The organism is Pseudomonas sp. Mn2068 (genome assembly GCF_049319725.1).
GTDB lineage: Bacteria > Pseudomonadota > Gammaproteobacteria > Pseudomonadales > Pseudomonadaceae > Aquipseudomonas > Aquipseudomonas gingeri.
Genome location: NZ_JBMOUG010000021.1, coordinates 31,108 through 57,758, shown reverse-complemented (window position 1 = coordinate 57,758; position 26,651 = coordinate 31,108). Strand labels below are relative to the sequence as shown.

The 26,651-nt window shown below is 63.8% G+C and carries 24 protein-coding genes; 16 read left to right on the top strand and 8 right to left on the bottom strand.

The features are described 5' to 3' along the window. Nucleotides 1-97: 97 nt before the first annotated feature. The 4 genes from ACL9RJ_RS30780 (at nucleotide 98) to ACL9RJ_RS30765 (ending at nucleotide 5,011) form a co-directional block, all read left to right on the top strand. Nucleotides 98-469 carry a translation initiation factor Sui1 gene (locus ACL9RJ_RS30780; protein ID WP_017125623.1) on the top strand — a complete coding sequence of 124 codons (372 nt, stop codon included), beginning with the start codon at nucleotides 98-100 and terminating at the stop codon, nucleotides 467-469. 227 nt (nucleotides 470-696) lie between these two features. Next, nucleotides 697-2,610 (top strand): arginine decarboxylase, encoded by a 1,914-nt coding sequence (speA, locus tag ACL9RJ_RS30775; RefSeq protein WP_017125622.1) that lies wholly within the window; start codon nucleotides 697-699, stop codon nucleotides 2,608-2,610. 272 nt (nucleotides 2,611-2,882) lie between these two features. Then, on the top strand, nucleotides 2,883-4,217 hold the full coding sequence (locus tag ACL9RJ_RS30770) for a contractile injection system protein, VgrG/Pvc8 family (protein ID WP_422765954.1): 1,335 nt from the start codon (nucleotides 2,883-2,885) through the stop codon (nucleotides 4,215-4,217). Beyond that, entirely contained in the window at nucleotides 4,214-5,011 is a 798-nt protein-coding gene (locus ACL9RJ_RS30765; RefSeq protein WP_422765953.1) for a DUF4123 domain-containing protein, read from the top strand. Before ACL9RJ_RS30770 ends, ACL9RJ_RS30765 begins: the two co-directional genes overlap by 4 nt. A 19-nt stretch (nucleotides 5,012-5,030) precedes the next feature. Here ACL9RJ_RS30765 and ACL9RJ_RS30760 read toward each other — a convergent pair whose 3' ends face one another. Together ACL9RJ_RS30760 and ACL9RJ_RS30755 are read right to left on the bottom strand one after the other, a co-directional pair. Next, nucleotides 5,031-6,380 carry an MATE family efflux transporter gene (locus ACL9RJ_RS30760; protein WP_178989687.1) on the bottom strand — a complete coding sequence of 450 codons (1,350 nt, stop codon included), beginning with the start codon at nucleotides 6,378-6,380 and terminating at the stop codon, nucleotides 5,031-5,033. A 57-nt stretch (nucleotides 6,381-6,437) separates the two neighbouring features. Then, nucleotides 6,438-6,731 carry a hypothetical protein gene (locus ACL9RJ_RS30755; RefSeq protein WP_017125618.1) on the bottom strand — a complete coding sequence of 98 codons (294 nt, stop codon included), beginning with the start codon at nucleotides 6,729-6,731 and terminating at the stop codon, nucleotides 6,438-6,440. A gap of 511 nt (nucleotides 6,732-7,242) precedes the next feature. On the opposite strand from ACL9RJ_RS30755, the gene ACL9RJ_RS30750 reads away from it, so the two are divergent. Then, nucleotides 7,243-8,703, top strand: coding sequence for a collagen-like triple helix repeat-containing protein (locus ACL9RJ_RS30750; RefSeq protein ID WP_422765952.1), 1,461 nt, complete (start codon nucleotides 7,243-7,245; stop codon nucleotides 8,701-8,703). A gap of 198 nt (nucleotides 8,704-8,901) precedes the next feature. Then, nucleotides 8,902-10,572, top strand: a complete 1,671-nt coding sequence (locus ACL9RJ_RS30745) for a ShlB/FhaC/HecB family hemolysin secretion/activation protein (protein ID WP_017125616.1) — start codon at nucleotides 8,902-8,904, stop codon at nucleotides 10,570-10,572. Nucleotides 10,573-10,607: 35 nt separating this feature from the next. Here the strand turns inward: ACL9RJ_RS30745 and ACL9RJ_RS30740 are convergent, their stop codons facing one another. Beyond that, nucleotides 10,608-11,021 carry a response regulator gene (locus tag ACL9RJ_RS30740; RefSeq protein WP_026007664.1) on the bottom strand — a complete coding sequence of 138 codons (414 nt, stop codon included), beginning with the start codon at nucleotides 11,019-11,021 and terminating at the stop codon, nucleotides 10,608-10,610. Nucleotides 11,022-11,087: 66 nt separating this feature from the next. After that, complete coding sequence (locus tag ACL9RJ_RS30735) at nucleotides 11,088-11,279, bottom strand: Flp family type IVb pilin (protein WP_017125615.1); 192 nt, start codon at nucleotides 11,277-11,279, stop codon at nucleotides 11,088-11,090. 306 nt (nucleotides 11,280-11,585) lie between these two features. Here ACL9RJ_RS30735 and cpaB point away from each other — a divergent pair, with 306 nt between their 5' ends. From cpaB to ACL9RJ_RS30695, 8 genes are read left to right on the top strand one after another with little or no spacing between them, the layout of a single operon-like run. Continuing rightward, nucleotides 11,586-12,524 carry a Flp pilus assembly protein CpaB gene (gene cpaB, locus ACL9RJ_RS30730; RefSeq protein ID WP_422765951.1) on the top strand — a complete coding sequence of 313 codons (939 nt, stop codon included), beginning with the start codon at nucleotides 11,586-11,588 and terminating at the stop codon, nucleotides 12,522-12,524. An 18-nt stretch (nucleotides 12,525-12,542) separates the two neighbouring features. Further along, a complete protein-coding gene (locus ACL9RJ_RS30725; protein WP_178992368.1) occupies nucleotides 12,543-13,781 on the top strand; it encodes a type II and III secretion system protein family protein in 1,239 nt (412 codons plus the stop codon). After that, nucleotides 13,778-14,965: an AAA family ATPase gene (locus ACL9RJ_RS30720; protein WP_017125611.1), complete on the top strand. Its 1,188-nt coding sequence runs from the start codon at nucleotides 13,778-13,780 to the stop codon at nucleotides 14,963-14,965. The genes ACL9RJ_RS30725 and ACL9RJ_RS30720 overlap by 4 nt, the downstream gene beginning before the upstream one ends. Further along, nucleotides 14,965-16,239, top strand: a complete 1,275-nt coding sequence (locus ACL9RJ_RS30715; protein ID WP_017125610.1) for a CpaF family protein — start codon at nucleotides 14,965-14,967, stop codon at nucleotides 16,237-16,239. Before ACL9RJ_RS30720 ends, ACL9RJ_RS30715 begins: the two co-directional genes overlap by 1 nt. Nucleotides 16,240-16,251: 12 nt before the next feature. Then, entirely contained in the window at nucleotides 16,252-17,139 is an 888-nt protein-coding gene (locus ACL9RJ_RS30710) for a type II secretion system F family protein (protein WP_017125609.1), read from the top strand. Nucleotide 17,140: 1 nt separating this feature from the next. Next, on the top strand, nucleotides 17,141-18,031 hold the full coding sequence (locus ACL9RJ_RS30705) for a type II secretion system F family protein (RefSeq protein WP_177119489.1): 891 nt from the start codon (nucleotides 17,141-17,143) through the stop codon (nucleotides 18,029-18,031). A gap of 11 nt (nucleotides 18,032-18,042) precedes the next feature. Further along, a complete protein-coding gene (locus tag ACL9RJ_RS30700; protein ID WP_017125608.1) occupies nucleotides 18,043-18,759 on the top strand; it encodes a tetratricopeptide repeat protein in 717 nt (238 codons plus the stop codon). A gap of 32 nt (nucleotides 18,760-18,791) precedes the next feature. Next, complete coding sequence (locus ACL9RJ_RS30695) at nucleotides 18,792-19,058, top strand: DUF3613 domain-containing protein (protein ID WP_042935129.1); 267 nt, start codon at nucleotides 18,792-18,794, stop codon at nucleotides 19,056-19,058. Nucleotides 19,059-19,217: 159 nt separating this feature from the next. Here ACL9RJ_RS30695 and ACL9RJ_RS30690 read toward each other — a convergent pair whose 3' ends face one another. Next, the gene (locus ACL9RJ_RS30690; RefSeq protein ID WP_017125606.1) at nucleotides 19,218-20,003 is read right to left on the bottom strand and encodes a response regulator transcription factor; all 786 of its coding nucleotides are present in this window, start codon (nucleotides 20,001-20,003) and stop codon (nucleotides 19,218-19,220) included. A gap of 125 nt (nucleotides 20,004-20,128) precedes the next feature. Continuing rightward, complete coding sequence (locus ACL9RJ_RS30685) at nucleotides 20,129-20,599, bottom strand: prepilin peptidase (protein ID WP_017125605.1); 471 nt, start codon at nucleotides 20,597-20,599, stop codon at nucleotides 20,129-20,131. Nucleotides 20,600-20,674: 75 nt separating this feature from the next. Between ACL9RJ_RS30685 and ACL9RJ_RS30680 the strand changes: the two genes are divergently transcribed. Beyond that, on the top strand, nucleotides 20,675-21,115 hold the full coding sequence (locus ACL9RJ_RS30680; protein WP_017125604.1) for a TadE family protein: 441 nt from the start codon (nucleotides 20,675-20,677) through the stop codon (nucleotides 21,113-21,115). Further along, nucleotides 21,112-23,865: a PAS domain-containing protein gene (locus ACL9RJ_RS30675; RefSeq protein ID WP_422765950.1), complete on the top strand. Its 2,754-nt coding sequence runs from the start codon at nucleotides 21,112-21,114 to the stop codon at nucleotides 23,863-23,865. The genes ACL9RJ_RS30680 and ACL9RJ_RS30675 overlap by 4 nt, the downstream gene beginning before the upstream one ends. Here the strand turns inward: ACL9RJ_RS30675 and ACL9RJ_RS30670 are convergent. Beyond that, on the bottom strand, nucleotides 23,854-25,797 hold the full coding sequence (locus tag ACL9RJ_RS30670) for a pilus assembly protein TadG-related protein (RefSeq protein ID WP_177119492.1): 1,944 nt from the start codon (nucleotides 25,795-25,797) through the stop codon (nucleotides 23,854-23,856). The two genes, ACL9RJ_RS30675 and ACL9RJ_RS30670, sit on opposite strands and share 12 nt — an antisense overlap. 271 nt (nucleotides 25,798-26,068) lie before the next feature. Next, entirely contained in the window at nucleotides 26,069-26,632 is a 564-nt protein-coding gene (locus ACL9RJ_RS30665) for a DUF4136 domain-containing protein (protein WP_017125601.1), read from the bottom strand. Nucleotides 26,633-26,651 lie beyond the last annotated feature (19 nt).

Genomic DNA, 26,651 nt, shown 5'->3' with positions numbered 1-26,651 from the left:
GCTCGAGTTGCGCTGCCCCTGCCTGAGTGGGGCTTCGCGGTCGCAGACGCCTGCCCAGGTGTCACGACCAGTCTTTGTCCTCCCAAGAGGATTGCCGGTGGCCAAAAAAGCCGCATCCTTCGCCGCCCTCGGCGGCCTGGTGTTCTCCACCGACGCAGGTCGACATTGCCCGGACTGTAGCCAGCCGGTGGCCGCCTGTATCTGCAAACAAACCCAGATCCCCGCCGGTGACGGCATTGCCCGCGTGCGTCGCGAAAGCAAGGGCCGTGGCGGCAAGACGGTGACCACCATCACCGGCGTGCCGCTGGCCGAAGACGCCCTCAGGGAACTGGCAACCACGTTGAAGAAACGCTGTGGTACCGGTGGCGCCTTGAAGGACGGTGTCATCGAGATCCAGGGCGATCACGTCGAGTTGCTGTTGGCGGAACTGGTGAAACACGGTTTCAAGGCGAAGAAGTCCGGCGGCTAGCAGCCTCTGTGAAAACCACCGTGAAGTTAACCTGCCGGCCCGGCTGAACCTGGCCAGGCGGTCGTCCCCATGGTTTTCACAGAGCCTGTTCCCGAACAGCCTCTAAACTCGAAGCTGGATTCAAGGTCTTAGTCCCTTGCATGCAGGCGAATCGTCATTTTCATTCTTTAGACTGCGCGCAGCCTGGATCCAGGTGGCGCTATTTGACTTCTTTATAGGGGACTTCGATGTCCGTACGACGCACACGCAAAGACGATGGCAGCCAGTGGACAGTTGCGGACAGCCGCAGTGTTTATGGGATTCGCCATTGGGGGGCCGGGTATTTCGCGATCAATGACGCCGGTCGCGTCGAGGTTCGTCCGAACGGCCCGAGCAGTTCGCCCATCGACCTCTTCGAGCAGGTCGACGAACTGCGCAAGAGCGGTCTGTCCTTGCCGCTGCTGGTACGTTTCCCGGATATCCTGCAGGACCGCGTGCGCCAGCTGACCGGCGCGTTCGACGCGAACATCGAGCGTCTGGAATACCAGAGCAAGTACACCGCGCTGTACCCGATCAAGGTCAACCAGCAGGAAGCGGTGATCGAGAACATCATCGCCACCCAGAACGTTTCCATCGGCCTGGAAGCCGGTTCCAAGCCGGAACTGCTGGCGGTGCTGGCGCTGGCGCCGAAAGGCGGCACCATCGTCTGCAATGGCTACAAGGACCGCGAGTTCATCCGCCTGGCCCTGATGGGCCAGAAGCTCGGCCACAACGTCTTCATCGTGATCGAGAAAGAATCCGAAGTGGAACTGGTGATCGAAGAGGCGGCGTCCCTCAAGGTCAAGCCCCAGGTCGGCCTGCGGGTGCGCCTGTCATCGCTGGCTTCGAGCAAGTGGGCCGATACCGGTGGCGAGAAATCCAAGTTCGGCCTGTCGGCGGCGCAACTGCTGTCGGTGGTCGAGCGTTTCCGCGCCGCCGGCCTGGACCAGGGCATTCGCCTGCTGCACTTCCACATGGGCTCGCAGATCGCCAACCTGGCGGACTACCAGTACGGTTTCAAGGAAGCGATCCGTTACTACGGCGAGCTGCGCAACCTCGGCCTGCCGGTGGACCATATCGACGTCGGCGGCGGCCTGGGTGTCGACTACGACGGTACCCACTCGCGCAATGCCAGCTCGATCAACTACGACATGGATGACTATGCTGGTGTCGTGGTCGGCATGCTCAAGGAGTTCTGCGACGCGCAGAACCTGCCGCATCCGAACATCTTCTCGGAAAGCGGCCGCTCGCTGACCGCCCACCACGCCATGCTGGTGGTGCAGGTTACCGACGTCGAGAAACACAACGACGACGTGCCGCATATCGAGAACCCCGAGAACCTGCCGGAAACCGTGCAGTGGCTGGTGGAGCTGCTGGGCCCGACCGATATCGAGATGGTCACCGAGACCTACTGGCGCGCCACGCACTACATGAGCGACGTCGCCACCCAGTACGCCGACGGCAAGCTGACCCTCGCCGAGAAAGCCCTGGCCGAGCAGTGCTACTTCGCCGTCTGCCGGCGCCTGCACAACTCGTTGAAGGCGCGCCAGCGTTCGCATCGCCAGGTACTCGACGAACTCAACGACAAGCTGGCCGACAAGTACATCTGCAACTTCTCGGTATTCCAGAGCCTGCCCGACACCTGGGCCATCGGCCAGGTGCTGCCGATCCTGCCGTTGCACCGCCTGAACGAGGAACCGCTGCGCCGCGCCGTGCTGCAGGACCTGACCTGCGACTCCGACGGCAAGATCAAGCAGTACGTCGACGAGCAGAGCATCGAGACCAGCCTGCCGGTGCACGCGCTGAACGAAGGCGAGGACTACCTGCTGGGGATCTTCCTGGTGGGCGCCTACCAGGAAATCCTCGGTGACATGCACAACCTGTTCGGCGATACCGACTCGGTGAACATCTACCAGAACGCGGATGGCAGCGTGTACCACGCGGGTATCGAAACCCACGACACCATCGAGGACATGCTGCGTTATGTGCACCTGTCGCCGGAAGAGCTGATGACGCACTACCGCGACAAGGTCGCCAGCGCCAATATCAGCGCGAAAGAGCGGACCCAGTACCTCGACGCCCTGCGTCTCGGCCTGACTCGTTCTTCCTACCTGTCCTCTTGAGGCAGGGCCGAAAGTTCCTGGGAAGAAGCCCTTTCAGTAAAGGGTTTTATCCTTTGATTGTGTAGGCAGCGTCTGATTGTCGAAAAACCCACCCTTAGCGGTGGGTTTTTTGTTGGCTGACGGCAAAGTGATGGCTTCCTCGGTTCCGCGTTTTGCGTAGGTCGTTTCTCTAACACCTCTTCGGCTCTCTACTCGGTCTTGTCTGTCGGCGAGAATCCCAAGTCGAATCCCCAGTCGGGTTCTACCCAGTAGCTCCATGTAGAGGAAAGCCAATGTCCGATCCAGTCACCGAGTCGTTCTTTCGTCTGGATGTTGCCGGCTTGTCCCGTTCGCTGACCGTCACCTCGTTCAGTGGTCATGAGGCGGTCAGCGAACTGTTCGCTTTCGAGCTGGATGTGCTGGACGAGGAAGCCGGCCCGGACCTGGGCGGACTGATGTACCGCAGTTGCTTCCTGGCCCTCGGGAAGCACGGCCAGGGCATCCACGCGCAGATCCAGGGCGTCAACCTGCGGTGCGCGGGGTTGGCGCGGGGCCACTTCCGCCTGCATCTTGGGCCGCGCCTGGGATGCCTGGCGCAGCGCTGGCGGCGACGACTGTTCCAGCAGCGCTCGGTGCCCGGCATCATTGCCCAGGTGCTCGGCGAGCATGGCCTGGGCGAGGACGCCTTTCGCTTTGTCCTCAAGGGGCGCAGCACCCTGCGTCCGTATTGCGTGCAGTTCGACGAATCCGACCTGCAGTTCATCCAGCGACTGTGTGCCGAAGAGGGTATCCACTTCCACTTCCGCCACACCAGGAACAATCATCGGCTGGTGTTCGCCGACAGCCTGGGGGCCTTGCGTCGCGCGCGTGAGGCGCGCTTCTGTCCGGACCAAGGGGCGGGCGTGCGGGATTTCTGCGTCAGCCTGTCGGGGCAGGGGCGGCGACGTGCCGGCCGCAGCCAGGAGTCGGCGCAGGGCGAAAGCGATCTGCCGGGTCTGCACTGCGCCAGCTTCATGCCGTTGTCCGGCCATCCGTGTGCGCCGTGGAACCGCCTGTGGCTGCTCACGGCCCTTGAGCATCGTGGGGACAGCAACCCCATGGACCCGCGGTCGATGATTTACAGCAATATCTTTCGCGCCACGTCCTGGGAGGTGGCCGTGCGGACCCCGACCCGTTACCCGAAACCGAAGCTGTCCGGCCTGTTTCGCGCCTGGGTGGTGGCGGACAAACACGGGGCCAGATGCGACGCCCGGGGACGGCTGGCGGTGCAGTTGCTGGCGTTCTACCAGGGCGAGGGGGCCAGCCATGGCGAGTGCTGGTTGCCGCTGGCCCAGCCGACGGCAGGCGAACCCCAGGCCTTTGCGGCGGGACTCGAGCCGGGGACCGCGGTCTGGGTACGTTTCCTCGAAGGCGATCCGGATCGACCGCGCATCGTCGGTCGGTGTGACGCCAGGTGCGCGACTCCGGCGCGAGGCAGCGGACAGCGGCGCCCTGGCGGGTCGGCCTTCGAGCTGTTGCGGGAGGGGCATCCACTGGTGCTGTTGTGCCCGCCCGCGCTCGCGGGTGAGCAGCCGGCTTCCTGCGATTGCCCCGGCACCGTGGCGGGTGGCCAGGGCGGTGTCTCATGAAGGACGTCGATTGCGCGACACCCGGTACGCTGTGGCTGCTCCTGGACATTCCCGGTGCTCCGGGGCTGGTCGCGGCGTTGCAGGAACGCTACGCCAGCTACGAGAGCCACTTGCTGTTCGACGGCACGCCGTTCCATGGCGTACGTGACTGGGGACCGCGCCTGGTGAAGCTGACCGCGGACTGCCCCCTGGCAAAACTGAGCCAGACCCGACCTCGCCAATGGGCCGGGCTTTTTCTGCTCAGCCGGGCCCCCGTGGCGATCCTGCTGGCGCATTTGCGGCAGATGCTGGTGGTGCGTTTCGACGCGGATCGCCAGGGTGTGCTCAGTTACTACAACCCGCAGACCGCCAGCTACTTCTTCGACGGCGCCGATGCCCGCGAGCTGAGCCGCTGGCTCGGACCGATCATCCTGCTCTACTGGCATGGCGGCACCTGGGCCGACAAGGCCGTTGGCAGTCTTGGCTGGCAGCAACTGATCAATCCGCGCCTGCCAGGCCCCACCCTGGGCCCGCGGGAGTTTCTCGGTGCCCGGCAGCAGCAGCGATTGCAGACCTGCCTGCTGGAGCGGCATGCCTATCAGTGGAGCTGTGCCAGCGGCCATGACTACGGCAAGACCTGGCACCATCTGCAGGAAGGGGTTGCCCAGGGGTTTCGCGACAGTGGGGCGCTCGATGACTGGCTGGGGTTGCGCGCGCAGTATCCGGCGGCGTCGTTTCCGCCGGGCCTGGAGGGCGACACGCCGGGCGAGCGCCTGGAAAACCTGCGTCGGGCCTGGAGCCGGACACATGGCTGAGGGGGAGCGATATCCGCTGTCAGTGAGCCGGGCTGTCGAACCAGCGATCCTGCCGGCGCAGCTTCAGGGCACTGGCGGCCAGGGTCAGGCTGCGCAGCAGCATGAACAGCAGGAAACTTATCCACAGGCCGTGATTGCCGTAGCCGCTCAGGACCCAGGCAACGGGCAGGCTGAACAGCACGCTGAGCAGCATGGCGTCGCGCATTTCCCGGGCACGGGTGGCACCGATGAACAGGCCGTCGAGCAGGTAGCTCCACACCGCGATCAAGGGCAGCACAGCCAGGTAGGGCAGGTAGCCGAAAGCGGTTTCGCGCACGCTGGGGATATCGGTCTGCAGGGCGATGAACAGGTGGCCGCCGAGCAGGAACAGCAGGGCGAAGGCCAGGCTGGCGAGCAGCGACCAGCCGGCGGCAACCACCAGCGAGCGGCGCAGGGTCTGCCGTTCGCGGGCGCCGATGGCATGGCCGCACAGGGCTTCCACCGCGTGGGCCAGGCCATCGAGGGCATGCGCCGTCAGCAGCAGGCCGTTGAGCAGCAGGGCGTTGGCCGCGACGGTGGCGTCGCCGAGGCGCGCACCTTGCACCGTGATCAGGAAAAACACCGATTGCAGGGCCATGCTGCGGATGAAAATATCGCGATTCACCGTCAGCAGCGGCCGCCAGTTCTGCCACAGCGCCAGCGCGGCCCAGGCGACCTTGCCGGGGTAGGTGCGCAGGGCGTTGCCGGTCAGCGCCAGGCCGAGCAGGGCTCCGCTCCATTCGGCGATGACCGAGGCCCGGGCCGCGCCGACCACGCCCCAGTCGAGGCCGAGCACGAACCACAGGTTCAGCGCGATATTCATCAGGTTGGTGGTCAACAGGATCGCCAATGGCGCACGGGCGTTCTGGGTACCGAGGAACCAGCCGACCAGGGCATAGCTGGCCAGGGCGGCCGGCAGCCCGAACAGCCGTGTGTGGAAGAAGTCCAGGGTCAACTGGTGCAGTTCGGTGGACGGTTGCATGATCTTCAGCGCCAGGTCGCTGAAGGGCAGGGCGATCGCCCCGAGCAATGCCGCCAGCCCCAGGCTCAGCAGCAACCCCTGCAAGAGGATCTGCCGCAGTGCCGTGCCGTCGCCGCGACCGGCGGCCTGCGCGGCGAATCCGGTGGAGCCCATGCGCAGGAAACCCATGGCCCAGGCCAGGAAAATGTACAGGCTCGCGCCTACCGCCACGGCACCCAACTGGTGGGCGTGGGGCAGGTGGCCGATCACGGTGCTGTCGACCAGGGCCACAAGCGGAACGGAGATATTCGACAGGATCATCGGCGCGGCGAGCGCCCAGACCTTGCGGTGGGTCGGGCGGTCGCGCCAGTCAGCGATCAGGGTGGACATGCGGGCTCCTCGAAAGAGCGCGCATTGTAGCGCCGGCCCTGGCGGTCGCGGTGGCTGTCAGTGAATGATCCAGCTCAACAGCCACAGGCCGAGCACCAGCCAGATGATGCCGAAAATGATCGAGGCGCGCATGAAGGCGCGGACCGCCGAATAGAGGAACATCAGGCCGATGATCAGTATCAGGATGCTGATCAGCGAGGTGTCCATGCCCAGGGCCCGGGCCATGCCATCGACGAAGTTGCTGCCGGCGTGGGTCAGCAGATTGAACAGCCCGCTCAGTCCGTCGACGATAAAACGGATCGCCGATCCCAGTACCTGGCCCAGCCACCCGAAAAAACTTTCTACCTGCATGTGTGCATCCCGATGAGCGTGTGGTGACGGATTCCAGCCTTTGGCCATGCCGCGAGCCGTCGAGTTCCCTGAAGCATAGAGGTTTGCAAGGGGAAATTCAGGATGGCGTGCCGGCGTGGCGACGGCTTACTTGGGCGCGAGGCCCGGATCAAGTGAGTTTTCCGGCTGTCGATACTGGAAATTGTATATATACAACTTAAGTCATAGGTTTGTTTTGTTGTGTCGGTGCGATTCTATTTGTATTTGATAGATATGGATTTTTATATTGACGCCAAGGAAAGGTTATTTACTTGGTATTAACTTTTTTGTCGATTCTATGAGGTTTATATTAGTTGTTAATACCAAATTTAGCGTTGTTGGAAGTGGGTTTCGGGACTGTCATGTCTGTACGGAAGAAAGTATCTCCCTTTCACGAGGATCGGGGGGCTTTCAAAAAATAACAGGCAGTACACAGGTGCAAGGACTCACGCTCATGAACACTCAAATATGGTGGAAAACAGGTACGGCATTGATGTTGGTTGTGGCAGTCAGCCTCGCGGGTTGCAGCAGTGGTGGCGGTGGCAGTCACAGTGAGACGAGCGCCTCGGACGGCAGCTCGGGAGCCAGCGGCGGCTCCGGTGGCGGCACTGGTGGCGGTACAGGTGGTGGAACCGGTGGCGGCACGGTTGCCCCCCTGGTGACCAGCCGGGTGGTCAGCAGTGTGGGCTCCACCACCGATGGCGTCGGCGATCTGGTCAGCACCCTCGGCACCAATCTGGCGGCAGTACCGCTGCTGGGCAGTACGGCCCTGACCGGTGGCGTCGGTGGCCTGGTGGACTCGACCGGTAATGCGGTCAGCAGCCTGAGCGCCGGCCTGACCAACGGCCTGGGCCAGTTGGGCACCGACGGCAATGCCCTGGGTACCACCGTCGCTGGCGTCGGCGATGCCACCGGCGACCTGGGTACCGGCGTGTCCCGCCTGGGCAAAGGGGTAGCGGCCTTTGCCGCCACGGCGCCCGTCCAGAACATTCCGATTGTCAGCCCGGTCGTGGGCCAGGTCGGCACCCTGGTGGATGGCGTCGGCCAGCGCGTCACCATGCTCGGTGACACCCTCAGTACCGCCTCCACCACCGGCCCGTTGGGCGGTGTGACCCAGGGTGTCGGTGACAGGCTGGTCCCGGTGATCTCGCTGGTGGAAAGCACCACGGCCAAGGTGGGCAGTGCGACCGGCCTGGGTAATCCGGTCGGTGGCCTGCTCAACCGCGTCGGCACGGCGCTGGACAATACCGGCGACCAGGTGACCGATGCCGGCAACAACAATCCCCTGACCAACACCGTCGGCGGGCTGCTCGGCAATGCCGGGACCCTGGTGGGCACGGCAGGTGGCTATTTGAATCCCAACGGCTCGGGCAGTGGTTCCGGCTCGGGTTCCGGCGGCCTGCCAGGCCTGGGCGGTGCCGGCTTGCTGGAAACCGTGGGCGGTATCGTCGGCGGGGCCGGTAGCGGTGTGGCAGCCGGCAGCAGCAATGGCCTGCTCGATTCGCTGGGGCTGACCGGTCTGTCCCTGGGCAACAACATCGCCTCGCTGGGCACCGCGTTCGGCGGCACCGGAATGGCCAACACGGGCGCCGGCGCACCGCTGGCCAGCCTCGGCGGCAACCTGGGCAATGCGCTCAATCCGGTGACCTCCGGAGTCGCCAGCCTGACCCAGAACATCGGCAACACCACCGGCCTGGGTAGTCCCGTGGGCGGCCTGCTGGGGCAGATCGGCAGCGGTGTGAGCGGCATCGGCACCAAGCTCGACAGCAGCAGCGGCAATCCCGTGGTCAGCTCCCTGGGGCAAACCGTCAACGCCGTGGGCGCCACCGTCGGTTCGGTCGGCGGTCTGGTCAACGGCGGTGTGGGTGCCGGCGGCACGGGCACCGCTACCGGTGGCAGCACGGGCGGTCTCGGCGGGCTGCTCAATGGCCTGGGCCTGACCAGTCGAAAATAGCGAATTGCACCTGGCCGGTTCGACGGCCATTCCTACAGCGCCTACGCTTGGTTGAGACGAGGGATTCAATTGATTCTCTCGTCTTTTTTCGAGTGCAGTAGCAAGGCGCCTGGATCGGTCGCGTCACGGCAGATGATGCACCGCGAGCCTTGTTTCTCTTTATCGCAACGCCGCTGCGGTCTGGCAATGGAGTGTCCCATGCGCGTTTTTGCCCTGTTTTCGTTGTGCGCCCTCTGTTCATCCGTCTACGCCGATACCCTTCCCAGTTTTCTCAACAGCAACGACACCGTCCGCACCCTGCCGACCCCGAACCTGCCCGCCGATGCCTACCGTCCGCAGGCCATCAGCCCGCAGTTGCCCCAACCCGGCGCGAGCCAGGGGCAGGCGTTGCTGATGGGGACCCGGGTGACCATCCGCAAATTGCAGATCGAAGGCGGGACGATTTACCCGCTGCAGGAGCTCGGTGCGCTCTATCAGCCGTTGATGGGGCATGAGACGACCCTGGCCGACCTGATCGAGGCGACCCGCGGCATCACCCGCCGCTATCAGGAAGATGGCTACCTGCTGTCGTACGCGTTCCTGCCTCCGCAGGATTTCAGCCAGGGCCTGGTCCGCGTGGTGCTGGTCGAAGGCTATATCCGCGACTACCAGTTGCAGGGGGATATCGGCGCGGTGTCCGGGCTCCTCGACAAGCTGGTGGCCAAGCTCAAGGCCGAGCGTCCGCTGACCCGCAAGACCTTCGAACGCTACACCACTCTGATGAGCCGGATTCCCGGCGTGGCCTTGCAAGCCCAGGTCCCGCCGCCGGGGACCACCGACGGTGCGACCAGCCTGATCGCCATCGCCAGCCGAAAACCGTTCACCACCTCCCTGAATACCGTGGACAGCAGTCGTGACAGCCTGCAGGCGCTGCTCGGCGCCAGCAGCAACGCCTGGACGTCGATGGGCGAACAACTGAGCGTGAGCGGGCTGTTTCCGCCGGGCAAGGACAAGGAGCACTACTACCGCGTCGACTACAGCCAGTTCCTCAATGCCGAAGGCACTCAACTGAGCCTGTACGGGTCGCACTATCGCAGCGATCCCGGCAGCAACCTGATCCTGGACAATAACCTGGAGCTGGAACCCCATCGGCAGAACGATCGGTTTTCCATCGGCGTCAGCCATCCGCTGATCGCCGCCAGCAACGAATGGCTGAGTCTCGGCGGGCGGTTGTACGGGGTGAACGACAAGACCCGTTACCAGGTGGTCGGGCAACCGCTGAAGGTGGAGGAAAAAACCGACCTGCGAGCACTGGCGTTCGAGGGGGACTGGCGCAAGTCGGATGCCGAGCGCCTGCGTATTCTCAGTGCCGGCGTCTACCAGGGCATCAATGGCATGGGCGCCAACACCAACAACGCCCTGTACGACTTGGACTTCTTCCGGCTACGGCTGTCCGGGGTGCAGAGCGACAAGTTTTTCGAGCACTGGCAGGGGGTGATCTCGGCGGCGCTGTACTGGAGCGGGGATAATCTGCCGGACAGCGAGCGGGCGGTATTCGGCGGGCAGAACTTCGGCCGCGGTTACCCCGATGACCAGGGTAATGGCGACAAGGGCTGGGGCGTGGCCTATGAACTGAACTACAGCTTCAGTCGCGACGGGGCCTGGGTCAAGGTACTGCAGCCGTACGTGGTACTGGACCGCGCGCGGGCCTGGTTCAACGACGCGCCGATCAAGGCCTCGGACATGTCCTCGGCGGCGCTGGGCTTTCGTTTCGGCGACGGACGTTATTACAACATCGCCCTGGAGGCGGCCAAGCCGATGTCAGATATGGCGCTGGACACCTTCAACCGGCGGCCACGCTATACCCTCAGCTTCAGCTATCAGTTGTAGGGTGGGGCAGGTGCCAGTCGGGGGAGGCGCGTGCTTCAGGAGCCGACGACGTGGATCCGTGGCTGCGGAAACAGATTGTTGAGGGTTTCCAGCAGGCGCACGTGATAGATGGGTTTGCGGAACAGATCGAGGACCTGCAGGCGCAGCATATCGCTGACATCGTCCATATCGGCATGACCGGAGGTCACGATCACCGGCAGGTGCTGGCGGGAGGTGTGTTCGCGCAGGCGCTTGATCAGCGACATGCCACTTTCCTCGGGCATGCGCAGGTCGGTGATGACCAGCGCGATGTCCGGGTGTTTGGTCAGGTGGAACAGCGCCTGCTTGACCGAGGTGGCGGTAAAGCAGGAAAACCCTTCTCCCTCCAGCAGCTCGGCCAGTTCCAGAAGGGCGTCCTCTTCGTCATCCACTAAAAGGAGCTGTTGGCGTGGGGGAACAGAGGAGGTCATGGACGATTCCTGTCACTGGGTTTGCATGGGAGTGTAGCGCCTCTTTGGGGGACGTGAGGAGTGGGGTCAGGAACCTATGCCGTTTTGGATGTTGGTGAATATCGTCTTGATTTTGTCACCTATGCCTCCCGCCAGACCCGCAATCACGACGGCGACCATTGCCGCGACAATCGCATATTCGATACCTGATGCGCCCTCTTTCCTGTGAAAGAAAACCTGGACCTGCACATATAGTCTGATAACCAACTCAAGGAACATCTGACATCTCCTTGCGCTTGAAAGCGCCGTTGCAGCGGTCTTGCGACATGGTTTCCCTATGCCATCACAGCATTGTCAAGAAAACGACGAGCAACAACTGTAAGAACGGATTAATTCCAAAGTATTAATCCGGAAGTTGGCGTCAATAAAGTCCGGTTTTCTTTCTATTCATTTGTATATTTTCCACGCGTTAATGGCGTTTTGTCCTAGCTGCGCTACCTTCAAATAGCGAAATAGTTGATGTTCATAGCTGCCTGAATGCGCAGGTTTTTCAGTCTGTCGTGCAGCAGGAAAGGGAGAGCCGTCATGAACAGTCGCGTGACCATGGTGCTTGCGGTCATCTTGTTGATCGGTGCCATCATTGCCGGTTATTGGGGATTGACGCTGAGTCGTCAGCCGGCACCGGTCGCTCCGCCAGAGGCGCCCTCCGCGCCTGTCGAAAAAGCTGTGGCCAGCGCCGAAGACCAGGCCCGTCAACCCGTGGTGGTATTGGCCCACGATGTCCCGCCCTTTGTACCGCTGACCGCCGCCGACCTGGTGGTCGAACGGCTGCGCAATGCACCCGCCGGCAGTCTGGGTTCGTTGCAACAGGCGGTCGACCGCACACCCTGGCGTCCCCTGAAAGCCGGGACCTGGCTCAGTGACGAAAGCTTCCAGGCCGGTGGCCCGTTGGCGCGGATGATCCGTGCCGATGAGCGCGCGCTGGCGGTGGCGGTGGATGAAGTGATCGGCGCTGGAGGTCAGTTGACCCCGGGCGACTATGTCGATGTGCTGCTGTTCCTGCGCCAGGATGCGAGCAACCTGCAGCAGTCGGCCCAGGTGGTGATCCCGGCGATGCGCCTGCTCAGTGTCGGCGAGCAACTGGGCCTGACCAATGACGGCAAGCCCGCCACGCCGGCGCTGACGGCGGACGACCGTGTCCGCCAGGAGCAGCGGCGCGCCGGTGCCCGCACCGTGGTCCTGGCGGTGCCCGAACAACTGCTGAGCCGGCTGATGCTGGCGACCCAGGTCGGCACCTTGCGCCTGGCCGTGCGCAGTGCCGACGAGCATCTGTTGCCGCGCTACTGGGCCGGGGAAAACGTCGGCACGGGCCACCTCGAGACCGCCAACCACGAGTTGTTCCAGTTCACCCAGCTGGCCTTGGCCGGCGCGCCCAGGGGCCAGTCCCTGGCGACGCCGGGAACGGGACATGGCCGCGGTGTCGAGGTGATTCGTGGCAATCAAATCAGTCAACAAACGCCCTGACCTGCAAGGAAGTTCCGCATGAGTGGATCGCTGTCGAGCGTCAAACGCGTGGTCTGGGCCCTGGTCCTGGGGAGTTTGCCGCTGGAGTCGGTGCTGGCGGCTTCGACGGCATCCTGCTCCGGCCTCGGGCAGTTGCCGGCCGTGCTGGAAGTGGGCGAAGGCCAGCAGCAGGCGTTGCAGTCGCCGGTGGCAATCACCCGGCTGGCGGTGGGCGATCCGAAGATCGCCGACGTGCACCTCAACGGCAACCAGGCGTTCCTGCTCACCGGCATGGCGCCGGGGGCCACCAGCCTGATGGTCTGGACGGCCTGCTCCAGCACGCCGCGCCAGAGCATGGTGTTCGTCCAGGGCAAGGCTACGGCGGGGCTGACCACGGCTTCGGCAGCCCCTTCGGCGGATCCCTCGTTGCCCAGCCAGGTACAGACCGACATTCGTTTTGTCGAAGTCAGCCGGACCAAGCTCAAGGAAGCCGGAACCTCGATTTTCGGCCAGGGCCACAATTTCCTCTTCAGTACACCCGGGGGCAGCTTGGGCGCCAGTGCTGCCAGCGGCCTGGTCACGGTTGCCGGTGGACTGCCTTTCGATAACAGCAACTTCAATATCGGTTTTGGCGGCGGACGGGTCAAAGCCCTGATCAATGCCCTGGAAAGCAGCGGCTTCGCCTACACCCTGGCGCGTCCCAGCCTGGTGGCGCTGAGCGGGCAGAGCGCGAGTTTCCTGGCCGGTGGCGAGATCCCGATCCCGGTACCCAGCAGCGGCAGCGACACCATCTCCATCGAGTACAAGGAGTTCGGTATCCGCCTGACACTGACGCCGACGGTGATCGGCAAAAACCGCATCACCCTGAAAGTCGCACCCGAGGTCAGCGAGCTGGACTACAGCAACGCGGTGACCATTTCCGGCACACCGGTGCCGGCGCTGACCATCCGGCGCACCGATACCAGCATTTCCCTGGCCGATGGCGAGAGCTTCGTCATCAGTGGCCTGATCAGCACGCGCAACAGCTCCCAGGTCAACAAGCTCCCCGGACTCGGCGAGATACCGGTGCTGGGCGCGTTCTTTCGCAACTCGAGCCTCAAGCGTGAAGAGCAGGAACTGCTGATGATCGTCACCCCGCACCTGGTCCAGCCGCTGGCGGCGGATGCCCAGTTGCCCGGCCTGCCCGGGGAGAAACTGCGCGAGTACGACCCGAACTGGTTCCGGCTGTTCTTCCTCGACAACGGCAACTACGACCGCCGCAGTGGGTTATCGCAATGAGCCAGAGCCTGAGCCAGACCTTCCTGGCAATCACCCGCAACACCACCGACCTGGAGTGGCTGCAAGGCGCGCTGGCGCCGCTGGGGCAGGTGGTCAGTGCCGGCGGCAGCCTCGATGAATTGCTGTCGCTGGTGGACGTCACTTTCGCCGGGCTGATCTTCGTCGGCCTCGACCGCGAGAACCTGGTGGCCCAGAGCGCCCTGATCGAGGGCGTGCTGGAGGCCAAGCCGATGCTGGCGATCGTCGCCCTCGGCGATGGCATGGATAACCAACTGGTGCTCAATGCGATGCGTGCCGGTGCCCGGGATTTCGTCGCCTACGGCTCGCGTTCCAGTGAAGTGGCCGGCCTGGTCCGGCGCCTGAGCAAGCGCCTGCCGGCGGTGACGCCGAGCACCCAGCTGGGTGGTTTTACCGTGCTCTATGGGGTCCAGGGCAATGCCGACGGGGCGTTGCTGGCGACGCACCTGGCGCTGGTGGTGCAGAAGAGCGGGCAACAGACCCTGCTGCTCGACCTGGGGTTGCCCCGTGGCGACAGCCTGGCGCTGCTGGGCCTGGAAAGTTCGTTTCATTTCGGCGATGCCCTGCGTCATCTGCGCCGGCTGGATGCGACGATGATCGACAGCGCCTTCACCAGCGCCGAGGCGGGCCTGCGCATCCTGGCCTACGCCAGCGGCGACGAGCCGCTCAAGCGCACCAGCGCCGCCGAGCTGTACATGCTGCTCAGCGCCCTGCGCCAGCACTTCCAGCACATCGTGGTGAACCTCACCGGGCAGTCCGATAGCGAAGCCCTGCGTACCTTTGTCAGCCATTGCGACAAGCTGCTCTGGTACACCGACCAGAGTGTCCTCGACTGCCGACGCAACCTGGCGGTGCTCAACCTGTGGCGCGAGAAAGGCATGAAGCTCGACCACGCCCGGCTGCTGGTCGACCGCTACCTCAAGGGTGTCTCGCCGGATTCGGAAACCCTCGGCAAGACCTTCGGCTTCGAGGTCATCTCGGTGCTGCCCTATGGCGCCGAGGTCCGGCTCAATGCCAAGAACCAGGGCCAGACCCTGTTCGAACTGGCCCCCCGAGAAGCGCTGACCCAGGGCCTCAAGACCCTGGGTGAACGCCTGGCCAAGCGTTCCGAGGGACGCACCAAAACGGCCGAGGGCTGGCTCAACCGGCTCTGGGGACACAAGTGATGGCCGAGAAACTGTTTGGCGGCCAGTCGCGCTCGTCGGCCGGCAACACCGACCACGAAGGCCTCAAGCTGGTCCTGCACCGCTACATCATCGATGCCATCGAGGAGTCGGGAAAGAACCTGCTGGAAGGTTCGCGCCAGGCCCTGGCGCAGTTTGTCATCGACAAGGTCGGCGAGTACGTGTCGCGCCTGCACCTGGCGATTTCCCGCTACGAGATGGAGCGGCTGGCCGAAGAGATCGTCGACGAACTCACCGGCTTCGGTCCGCTGGAAGTGCTGCTGCGCGATACGGCGGTGACCGAGATCCTGGTCAACGGCCCGCACCGGGTGTTTGTCGAGCGCGACGGCATCCTGCACCAGAGCGACCTGCGGTTTATCGACGACCATCATGTGGAGCGGGTCATCCAGCGTATTCTCGCGCCCCTCGGCCGCCGGCTGGACGAATCGTCGCCGATGGTCGATGCGCGGATGCCCGATGGCAGCCGGGTCAACGCGATCATCCCGCCGATAGCCCTGGACGGGCCGTGCCTGTCGATCCGCAAGTTCCGCAAGGACATGCTCAAGAGCAGCGACCTGGTGGCGATGCAGACCATCGACCAGGCTATTTTCGAGTTTTTCCAGGAGGCCGTGGGCAAGCGCTGCAACGTGCTGATCAGTGGCGGCACCGGCACTGGCAAGACCACCTTGCTGAATATCCTCAGCCAGTTGATCAATCGCCATGAACGCCTGGTCACCATCGAAGACGTCGCCGAGCTGCAGCTCAATCATCCCCACGTGGTGCGCCTGGAAACCCGTCCGCCGAACGCCGAGGGCCATGGCGAGGTGAAGTCCAGCGACCTGATCCGCAACGCCCTGCGGATGCGTCCGGACCGGATCATCCTCGGCGAGATCCGCGGCGTCGAAGTGCTCGATGTGCTGACCGCGATGAACACCGGTCACGACGGTTCCATGAGCACCGTGCACGCCAACAATGCCCAGGATGCCCTGCTGCGCCTGGAGACCCTGGTGGGGCTGACCGGACGCCAGGTGGCGGAGAAGACCCTGCGTCAGATGATCTGCGCGGCACTGGACGTGGTGATCCAGTTGACCCGCATGCCCGACGGTCGACGCTGTGTCAGCGAGGTGGTGGAAGTGGTCGGGGTGCGCGACGACGTCTATGTCACCAACACCCTGTTCCGCCTGGACCGGCGGAGCGGTTTCGGGTTCCTGCGCGATGCCGTCAATCCGGCGGGCGACAAGCTGCGACGCGAGTCGTCGCTGACCTTTGATGATTGAGGAGGCTCGACCATGCTCGGTGCGCTGTTGCTCGGTCTGATCGGCCTGTTGCTGCTCGGCGCCTCGGTGCGCCTGTTCTACCTGGGCATGCGCAAGACCGGCAATGAGCGGGTATTGAGCCGGCTGGCCGAGGGGCAGCCGGAGCTGGTCAGTGCCGTGAGCCCGACCCGCAATCGCCTGGATCGGCTGTTTCTGCGTGCCGGCTTCGACCGCCCGGGGGAGCGGCTGGGCCTGTGGCTGGTGATGTGGGCAGTGCTCGTGTTGGTGGGCTGGGCGGGAGCGGGCCTGATCGGCGTGCTGGTCATGCTGGTGGTGCCGCCGCTGGGCCTGCGCCTGTTTGTCGATTGGCGCTACCGGCGCCGGGTACGACGCATGGTCGAACAACTGCCGCCCGTGCTCGACCATGCGATGCGCAGCCTGAAATCCGGCAAGACCCTGGCCGACGCGATCCTCGGTGGCATCGACGCGTCGGCGGATCCGCTACGCGAGGCCATGGGCCGGGTGCGCCGCAATGTCGATCTGGGGGTCAGCCTGCCCGAGGCGGCCAATGATTTTGCCGAGTTCTACGAGCGCGAGGAGTTTCGTTTCCTGGCGCTCGGCCTGAAGGTCAATCACCGCTATGGCGGCAATGCCAGCGAGCTGCTGGAGAACCTGATCAAGCTGATCCGCGAGCGTGAGCAAGGCGCGCGGCAACTGCGCGCCATGACCGGCGAGACACGCATGACGGCGGTTGTCCTGGCCTTGTTGCCGGTCAGCGTGGCGGGCTACTTCATGCTGACCAATCCCGGCTACCTGTTGAACATGTGGCAGGACCCCAGCGGCCAGCGCATGTTGCTGGTTTCCTTCGGCCTGCAGGTGTTCGGTTGCCTGGCGCTGTGGCGCATGTTGCGGAGCGTATGAGATGGCCCTGTTGATCAGCGCACTGTTGTTTCTCGCCGCCCTGGTGCTGATGGTCGGCGGTCTGTTGCGGGACCGCCAGCGCGAACGGGCGGTGACGCAACGCCTGCAGGGGCATATGGTGCGCGAAACCGGCAAGCTGGGCGGCTGGTTGCGGGCCTTGGGCGATAGCCGCTTCGGCCAGCGCTCGGTGAGCCTGGATAACGAAACCCAGGTGTTGCTCAACCGTATCGGGTGGCGCAAGGCGAGCCAGCGCTCGCTGTATGCCGCCAGCCAGATCGGCGTGCCGTTGCTGGCACTGGGGGTTGTGCTGTTGGGCCAGGGCGTGTTTTTCCCCACGGTCGAATCCCCCTGGATCGCCCCCTTTCTGGCCCTGGCGGCGGGTTACCTGTTGCCCAAGCGTGTGCTGGCGGCAGTCGCCAGGAACCGCCAGAAACAGGTGGCCATCGAGGTCTCGACCTTTATCCCGCTGCTGCGGATCCTCTTTGAATCGGGCATGGCCGTGGAGCAGGCGTTGCGGGTGCTCGCCAACGAGTCCCGGCAGTTGCTGCCGGTGCTGACCAGCGAACTGCGCCTGGTGCTGGCGCGGGTCGATTCCGGCCTTGAGCTCGGTGAAGAGCTGGGCAAGGCGGCGCGGCTGCTGGCGGTGGACGAATTCGACGACACCTGCGTGATTCTCCAGCAATTGATCCAGCAGGGCGGCGGGGCGATGAAATCGCTGCTGGCGCTCAAGCAGTTGCTGGACGACCGGCGCCTGACCCGCCTGCAGGAATACATCTCCAAGATGTCGGCGAAGATGTCGGTGGTGATGATGGTGTTTCTGTTTCCGGCGTTATTGATTGTCCTCGCCGGGCCGGGCTTTACCGCCTTGGCCAGGGCCTTTGCCACGACCTAGGGAGTGATGCGATGAAAGCGGTGATTGCGGGCTTGGCCCTGTTGGCCCTGGGCGGTTGTGCCACGGATGGGCGCGCGCCGTGGGCGGCACTCACGGGGACGGGGGGCAGTTGCGGCAAACCGAGTGCCGATCAGGAGCTGTCGCTGAACCTGGCGGACGATATGGCCAACGAGGGCAAGCTGCACGCCAGTCTCGCCAATCTGCAGAAGCTGCCGGAGAGCCTGGACGAGGTGCGCTTGCGCAAGGCCCGGGTCTATCGGCAACTGGGCCGCGGCGAGGCGGAGCCGCTGTACCGCAGCCTGCTCGGCACCTGCCTGGCGGCCGAGGGCGAGCATGGGCTCGGGCAACTGGCCGCCGCGCGCAAGGACAACGGCCAGGCGATGGCGCATTTGCAGCGAGCGGCGCGCCTGGCGCCGACCGATGAAAAGGTGCGCAATGACCTGGGGGTGGTCTACCTCAATCAATTGCGCTTGGAGGATGCGCGTTTCGAGTTCCTCACCGCCATCGAACTCAAGCAGTCCGACCCACTGGCCGCGGTGAACCTGGTCACGCTGCTGATCTACCAGGACAACTGGAGCCAGGCGGCCCAACTGGTGACCCGCCTGGGCCTGAGTCCCGAACAGGTCGGCGACGCCCAGGCCCGCGCGCAGCAACTCAAGAACCCGACAGGCTCCGGATCGGATCAGGTGGCGGTGGTGGCCGGGGCGGACAAGCCGGCGGTCAAGTAAGTCGAGGCCAGGTTGAGGCCAGGGAGAACGAGATGAACTATCGAGCAGGGTTGGCCGCAGGGTGTCTGTTGTTGTCATCGACGGTCCAGGCCATCGAGCCGGGACCGTCGTCGCGCTATCAGCAGGAGACGGAAAACTGGCTGCAGTTGCAGCTCCAGGGCCAGCAACGTTCGCCCACGCCCCAGGTGGCGACGCCCAGCGAGCGCGAACAGAGTATGCAGCGCTGGCTGGACAGCTACAAGCATCCGATTCCGGATTTCTACAAGCAGGATGAAGGGGGCAAGGTGAAGGGCAACTGAGCCTGCCCCCGAGTCATTCGGCGCCTGAGCAGGCGCCATCGCCGGCATACCGGCTCCCACGGTTTTTGTCGGCCGTCGATTTTTTTGTGCGACACAACACTGTGGGAGCCAGGCTTGCCCGCGAAGCGTGCTGATGGGCACCGCCGGTCTCGGGGACGCTCAGTGCGCGGTGACGTCCCGCTGGCGCGCACCGCCGGGCGATAGGGCCAGGGCCAGTTGCGTACGGTTGTGCATGTGGGTCAGGCGCAATACCTGGGACACGTAGAGCTTCACGGTGTTTTCGGTGATGCCCAGTTCACAGGCGATCTGGTAGTTGGTCTGGCCCTTGCCCACCAGCCGCGCCACATCCACCTGCCGGGGCGACAGCTGATTGAAGATGGCCGGTATTTCCAGGTTGTCGGCGTCGTTCGGATCGTCCCCGCTAGCGACATCACGCGCGCCCTGGGGGGCACGGCGAACCATGTCCAGGTCGTGATAGAGATCGTCGATGGACTCGGCGAGGAACTGCAGTTTCTGATTCAGGTGACCGAGGTTGTCACTCTGGCTGCGTTCGGCGATCACCGCCTCCTGGCGCTGGATCCCTTCGAGCAATTCGTCGAGGTCCACGGGCTTCTGGTAGTAATCGGCAATCCCGGCGCGCAACGCCTTGATCACGTCCTGCTTGTCGGCACGGCCGGTCAGCATGATCGACTCGAAGATCCGCCGCTTGCCGGCCAGGCGTTGCAGCTCCTGGACCAGCTCGATGCCGTCGAGCTCGGGCATGTGCAGGTCACACAGGACCAGCCCGATGCTGGCATCTTCCCTGAACCGCTCGATGGCCTGGCGGCTGGAGAGGCAGGGGATGCAGCGGTAACCGCTGCTTTCCAGAAACTCGCAGAGTTCTTCCACGATCAGCGGCTGGTCGTCGACTACCAGCACCTTCACTTGCGATACAAGCTTGTTCACGCGCCACTCCATGCCTTACGAGCCAATGACTACGAGTTCCCTGCCCACACGCGCAGCTTCGGGGGCTTTTGAATTAAAGTAGACGCACTTTCCTACTATGTACATAGAAGTAGCCTGGACCGCGACTAATGGATGCCGAGTGTCATACAAAAAAGGCCGATCCACAGGAAGGGCGCGAATGGCTGTTTCCTTGACAGGCCAGGTTCGAGATGGCGCAGGACATGCCTGAGACGTTGACCCAGCCGTGACCACAGCCTGGGGCCCAGCCAGAGCCAGAGGACACTGGCCACGCCGGCGCCGATAAAGGTGCCGAGCAGGTAGCGGCTGTCGCTCGCCAGCGCCAGTGCGGCGAGCAGCTTGACGTCGCCGGCACCGAGTCGCCCGGTGGCGTAACCGGGTAGGGTGAACAGCAACGCCAGCAGAAACGCCCAGCCGCCTTGTTGCGCCGTGGCCCCCAGCCAGGTCGTGCCGGTCCAGAGCAGATAGGCCAGGGCCAGTGCCGCGGCACCCAGGGTCAGGCTGTTGGCGATTTCCCGTTGGCGCAGATCCTGCGCGGCGCAGAGAGCGAACCAGAGAAGCAGGACAAGGCTGTGCATCGGGTAAAAAACGTCCCTTTCCGGCGAATGATTCTATGCTGATAGCTACGTGCAGTTGTCAGGGTAGACGCAGTCATGACCCCAAGCCTCCCCGAAAAGCAAAAAGGCGCCGCCGCCATCGAGTTCGCGCTGGTGTTCGTGATTTTTTTCGCGGTGCTCTATGGGCTGGTCAGCTACAGCCTGCCGCTGCTGATGATGCAGTCATTCAACGCGGCGACGGCCGAGGCGGCACGACAAGCGGTGGCGGTTGATCCGAACGCCGCAGGCTACCCGGCCCTGGTTCAGACCACGGCCAAGGCCGCCGCGCAGCAGAGGCTGGGCTGGATCCCGACGGCGCTGAACTTTCAGAACGGTGATATCACCACGCAGTTTACCGCGGCGAAAGTGCTCACCGTCACCATCAGCTATCCAACCTCGAGATTGCGTAACGTTCTGCCTTTCCTGGTCCTGCCCGGCATCGGCACGGTGCCCAGCCTGCCCGACACTCTCACCTCGACCACGAGCATGCAGTTTTGAACTCAGGGGAGAAGCTGTTCGGGCGCCTGCTCGGCCGGGCGGGCGAACCGGCTCCTGTCCTGCTGCCCGAGCCGACCACCTCCTCGGCGGGGTTGCAGATCCGGCTCGACGAAGAAGGGCACGTCCTCAGCGTGGGCGGCCCGTTGCGCCACGGGCTCGCAGCATTGCCCCATGGCAGGCCGTATCGGCTGCGCGACCTGCTGGCGCTGTCCAGCCGGCTGTCGGTGGAAGGCGTGCCGGCCGATTGGCTCGGGCACAGCCTCGACCTGGACTTCAATGGCCTGGCCGGGCAAGTCGTGCAGACCCGCGGTTGGCTCCAGTCACATCAGGGGGGCTGGCTGTTGCAGGCGCTGGATATCGGCGACCTGCTCAGGCACAACCAGGTTTCGGAGAGCCGCGAACACCTTCAGCATTTCGCCGCACAGCTGAGCGAGCAATTGCGCCTGTGCAGCCTGGCGCGCCTGCCGCAGGTGCTGGCGGATCAACTGCAGAGCCTCGCCCAGCGCTGGCACATCCCCTGCGTGGCCCTGGCCCTGCTGGACGAGTCGCAGCAACAGTGGCAGATCCACAGTCACTACCGGGGTCACGATGCGCCGACGCTCTGGCACACCGGCCAGGCCCTGGGCGCCGGCCTGGACAGCCTCAACGGCATGGCGCCGTTGCGCTTGGGCGTGCGCGATGGCTTGAGCGAGCACCTGCGCTTGCAGGGATTCATGGGCAATGCCGATGGTTTCCTCGTGCCCTTTCGCGATGACCATGGCGTGGCCGCCTGGCTGCTGTTCGGTTTCTACCCGGTACAACAACGGGCACCGGAGCTGACGGACCAGGATTGGCTGCTACTGGCGGCGGCCCTGGCCGCGCCGCTGCTCAGCCGCTGGCGCCAGCAGCGTCATCATCTGCAACTGGAACGCCTGGACGTGTTGCAAGGGTTGCTGGGGACGGGCTGGTGGGAGTGGTCGCCGACCAGGGACGAATTGCAACTGGCGGCGTCATTGGCGATGGGCCTGGGGCTTGGCGAGACGGCCTCGATAGTGTCCATGGACGAATGGCTGGCCCTGATCCATCCCGCCGATCGCCAGGAACTGGCCAGCCGCATGCGCGACTTGCAGCAGGGCAAGGACATGCTGCTCTGCGTGCGCCTGTACCAGGAAGATCCGGCCGGCGCTGCCCGCTGGTATCGACTGCAGGGGCAGGCGCTGGGGGCAGGCGAGGCGCAGCGCATCGTCGGCTTCATGCTCGATATCAGCGACGTCAAGAACCAGGAACAGGCCGCCGCTGCCGCCCATGCCCGGCTGGACAACCTGATCGCCAGTTCGCCGGCGGTGATCTATGTGCAGCGCTATGTCGAAGGTGCCCTGGTCCCGGTGTTCTTCAGCGACAGCCTGCTGCCGCTGCTCGGCCTGGCATTGGCCGACTGTGCCGGGGGCGGCCTGGTGCAATGGATTCACCCCGAGGACCGCGATCGTTATTTCGAGCGTACCCGCCAGCTGTTGCGCGAGGGCCATGTCAGTTGCCGCTACCGGATCCGCGACAAGGGCGGCGAGTACCACTGGCTGCTGGATGAGGCGCGACTGTTGCGCGATGACCTGGGCTTGCCGGTGGAAGCGGTGGGCTTGTGGATGGATGTCACCGAGGCGACCCTGGCCGCCGAGCGGATCGAGAAAAGCGAGGAACGCTACCGGATCCTGGTGGAGGATTCGCCGGCGATGATCTGTCGCTACCGCCCGGACCTGACCCTGATTTTCGGCAACAAGCCCCTGGCAAGCTACCTGGAATGCGCGCCCGAGCAACTGCCGGGGGTGAACCTGGGGAGCTGGATGTCGCCGGAGCAACAGGCGGCGTTTGTCCAGCGCCTGGCCCAACTGACCCCCGAACAGCCGGTGAGCACCGCGGAAATCAGCCTGCAGTTGCCCGGGCGCGAGCATGCCTGGTGGATCTGGTCGGACCGTGGTGTGTTCGATGAACAGGGGCAGTTGCTCGAAGTCCAGGCCGTGGGCCGCGACAACACCGAGGTCCGTCGCTCCCAGCAGCAACTGACCCAGAGCGCGAAAATGGCCACCCTCGGCGAGATGGCGACCGGCCTGGCCCACGAGATCAACCAGCCGCTGAACGTGATGCGCATGGCCATCGTCAACGTGCTCAAGCGCCTGGGCAACGGCGATGTGCAGATCGACTACCTGCAGGACAAGCTCAACCGCATCGACGCCCAGGTCCAGCGCGCGGCGCGGGTGGTCGACCATATGCGGGTGTTCGGCCGTCGTTCGGAAATCGAGGCCGCGCCGTTCAACCCCGTGCAGGCGGTCGAAGGCACGCTGTCGCTGCTGAGCGAGGGCATGAAAGGCAAGGGCGTGGAGTTGCGCGTGCCGCCGATCGAGTTCGAGGTCCAGGTGCGCGGCTTTGTCGATCAACTGGAGCAGGTGCTGATCAACCTGATGGTCAATGCCCGGGATGCGCTGTTGAGCAAGCGCGAGAAAAATCGCGATTTCGAGCCATGGATCTCGGTCACGGCCGAGCGCGATGAGCGGGTTGTGCGGCTGATCGTCGAGGACAACGGCGGCGGCATCGATCCCCGGTTGCTGGAACGGATCTTCGAACCGTTCTTCACCACCAAGCCGGTGGGCATCGGCACCGGCCTGGGCCTGTCGGTGAGCTACGGCATCGTCGAGAACATGGGCGGCCGCATGACCGTGCGCAATGGCGACGATGGGGCGCGGTTCTGTGTGGAGTTGCCGCTGGTTCTAGATCACTAGATAGGCTTTTCCGGTTTGGCCGCAGGTCAGGTTGGCGCCGACGTTGACGTTGTTGATATCAATCCCCAGGTTGAAAAGCAGATTGTTCAGCAGGGGCGTAATCAAGCCACTGAGCAATCCGGTGAGCGCCGAAGTCAAAAGGTTGAGAACTTGAGCCAGTGCCGACAGCAGGCCGTTCATCAACGCACCTATCAAACCTGCGTTGATGGTCGGAGAGTGCGTGATGATTATGGGGTTGTTCAGTGCGTTTGTGAGGATACTCTGGGCAGTTGGCCTGGGGACTGGCTGGATCAGCGTCTGGCCACTGTTCACATCGGGCGGGTTGTTGAAAACCATATTGGGCGCGGTGGTCTGATCAAGCGGGATATTCACAATCAGCTCACTACCTCCGCCCGCGAATGGCGTACGGGGGCCGCATGTGTTTCCGTGACACGTTTTGCTGCCAATATCCACAAGTGTCAGTGGTGTGACGCTTTCGGTCGGAGAACCAGACAGCCAGAGATTACGGTCTATGTGGCCTATCTTCAGTGCCCCGGCAGCCGTGGTAGAACTGGCGGACAGGCTTTTACTGCCGGAGCTGGCCACCGGACAGCTGTAGTCGGTGACATGACTGGCTCCTACGCCGACTTCGAGACCTATGTCTATATGATCCAGGTTGCCCAGTAGCTGGAGATCGGTCTGTGTACAGGTTCCACCAAGCAGGCAACCGGGAGCCAGGAGTGTGTTTATTGCGCCTACGACACCGCTCAGTATCGAGTTGACCAACTGCAGCACTGCGTTGATCAGTGAGGTGTCCACGGAAATCAGCGCCCTGACTTGGGCTGTCTGGACGGCAATCTGATTCGGGCCCGTAGGGTTCTGTTTTGCCAGCCGCGGGTCACCTATTGCAGAGAACTGCGGAGGTTGGACGACGCTCAATGATGTGCTTACCCCCAGCACTCCCAGCACGCTCACCGGCAGAGAGGCCGCCGCTGCACTATTTTTGCTTGCTAGCTGGATGAAGCCCTGGAGCAGTTGAAACAGCTGGATATTGGCATCCAGTCCCGCTGACTGAGTGCCTGTCTGGAGCTTCAGCAAATCACCGAGTTTTATGGGATTGGCGCCGGTCGCGGCGATCTGCAAGTTGCCAAGCGCAGTCATTACATTGGCCGTCGCGCCATTGGCATTCAGCACGTTTGCGGCCGCTTTGATGAATGTTGTCACGCTGGCTTGCGTGTTCAGCAGCGCGGTGTAGTCACCCGCTGTCACGCCCAGTTCAATTGCCAGTTGGTCCATGTAGCTCAACAGGTTTATATCGGTCTTGACCAGGCCGTCCCAACCGACGGCGCTTATATTTACATTCCCCCCAAGCAGCCCGGAAAAAAGAGGGTTCAGGATATTGGATCTTGCGGTATCGACACTGAGCAAGGTGCTCCGGATATTCAGCTGTGCCAGAAAAGGCAACGGCTGTGCCGCTACCGCCGTAGCCGTCAACTGAGTGTTCAGACTGGTGGGCCCGGCAGAAAACAGCGATCCGATTCCGGCGGCAATGCTGGTGGGGACGGAGCGAGTGACAATGACGCGCACGGCGTCGGAGCGGCTGGCACTCACTGAAAAGGTGCGTAGATTGTTGGCGCCTGTCACCAGCGTGCCGCAAGCGGTTGTCAGTGTGCTGCCAGGACTGACCGCAAAGGAATTCCTGTTGGCGCTTTGGGTTGCATAAACGGCGGCGCTCAACCCTGGAAGACAGTTTCCACCACGACTCACCGCTTCCAGTGCGGCGCTATCTGCGACCCGCTGCAACGTCCGTTTCGCCAGGTACAACCGCCCGCTATCAACCACCACCACCATGCACAACAGTGCCAGCCCCAGGGTCAGGGCGGCCATCAGGCCGATTGCGCCGCGTTGCCTCGACGGGCCGCGGAACGCCATTGGACGGCGAGGGAAAGACATCGAGCACTCCTTTGCCGGCGCATGGCCGAGCGCTTACTTTCCTGTACTGCATGGCAGTGTAGTCAAGGCTGGAAGGGGGGGCTGGCGAGTCGCCGGTTTGGCGACTGATGGAAAGCGGGAGGGGCAGAAGTGTCTTGGGGCCTGGGCTGCCGTCTTCGCGGGCAAGACCGCTCCTGGAGGTTCCTGGTCGTAGTCGATATCCGGACTCGCCCGCGAAACCGTGGGAGCGGGCTTGCCCGCGAAGGCGTCCGCCCAGGCACCCCGGGAGCTGCTAGCGGGGCGGATAGTTCGCCATCACCTGGGCCACGGTCTTGTTGATGGCGGCGCTGCGCTCGGCCGGGGTTGGCGTTTCGTTGACCACCTGTTCGGCACTGCCGCGCCAGACCAGCTTGCCGTCCTTGCCATCGAGCAGGTCGACCTGGATCGTCGCGACCTGATAGTCGACATTGCGGGTTTCGCTGTATCCCGGGCCGCCCCAGAAGCCGCCGCCACGCCATGGGCCACCCCAGCCACCGCCGTAGTTGGTGCTGATCTGCTGCTGGCGGTTGTCGACGATCAGGTAGGCCTGCACCCGCACATCGGCCTTGCCACCGGCCGGTGCAGGACGCAAGCCACGCTGGTCGAGCTGTTCACTGACTGCCTGGCGGATGCGTTGCTCAGTCAGGTCACTCTTGATCCGTGGATCGTCCGGCCGATATTGCAGGGCGGGTTCTTTCCAGCTCCAGCTGCGATACGCCGCGAAATCGCGACTGGCGTCGAAGTCGTGGCTGACCTGGGCGGTTTGGCAGGCACTGAGCAGCACAGCGAAAGCTACTAAAGCGAGACGGCGGAACATGATTTTTCTCCGGTTGCCT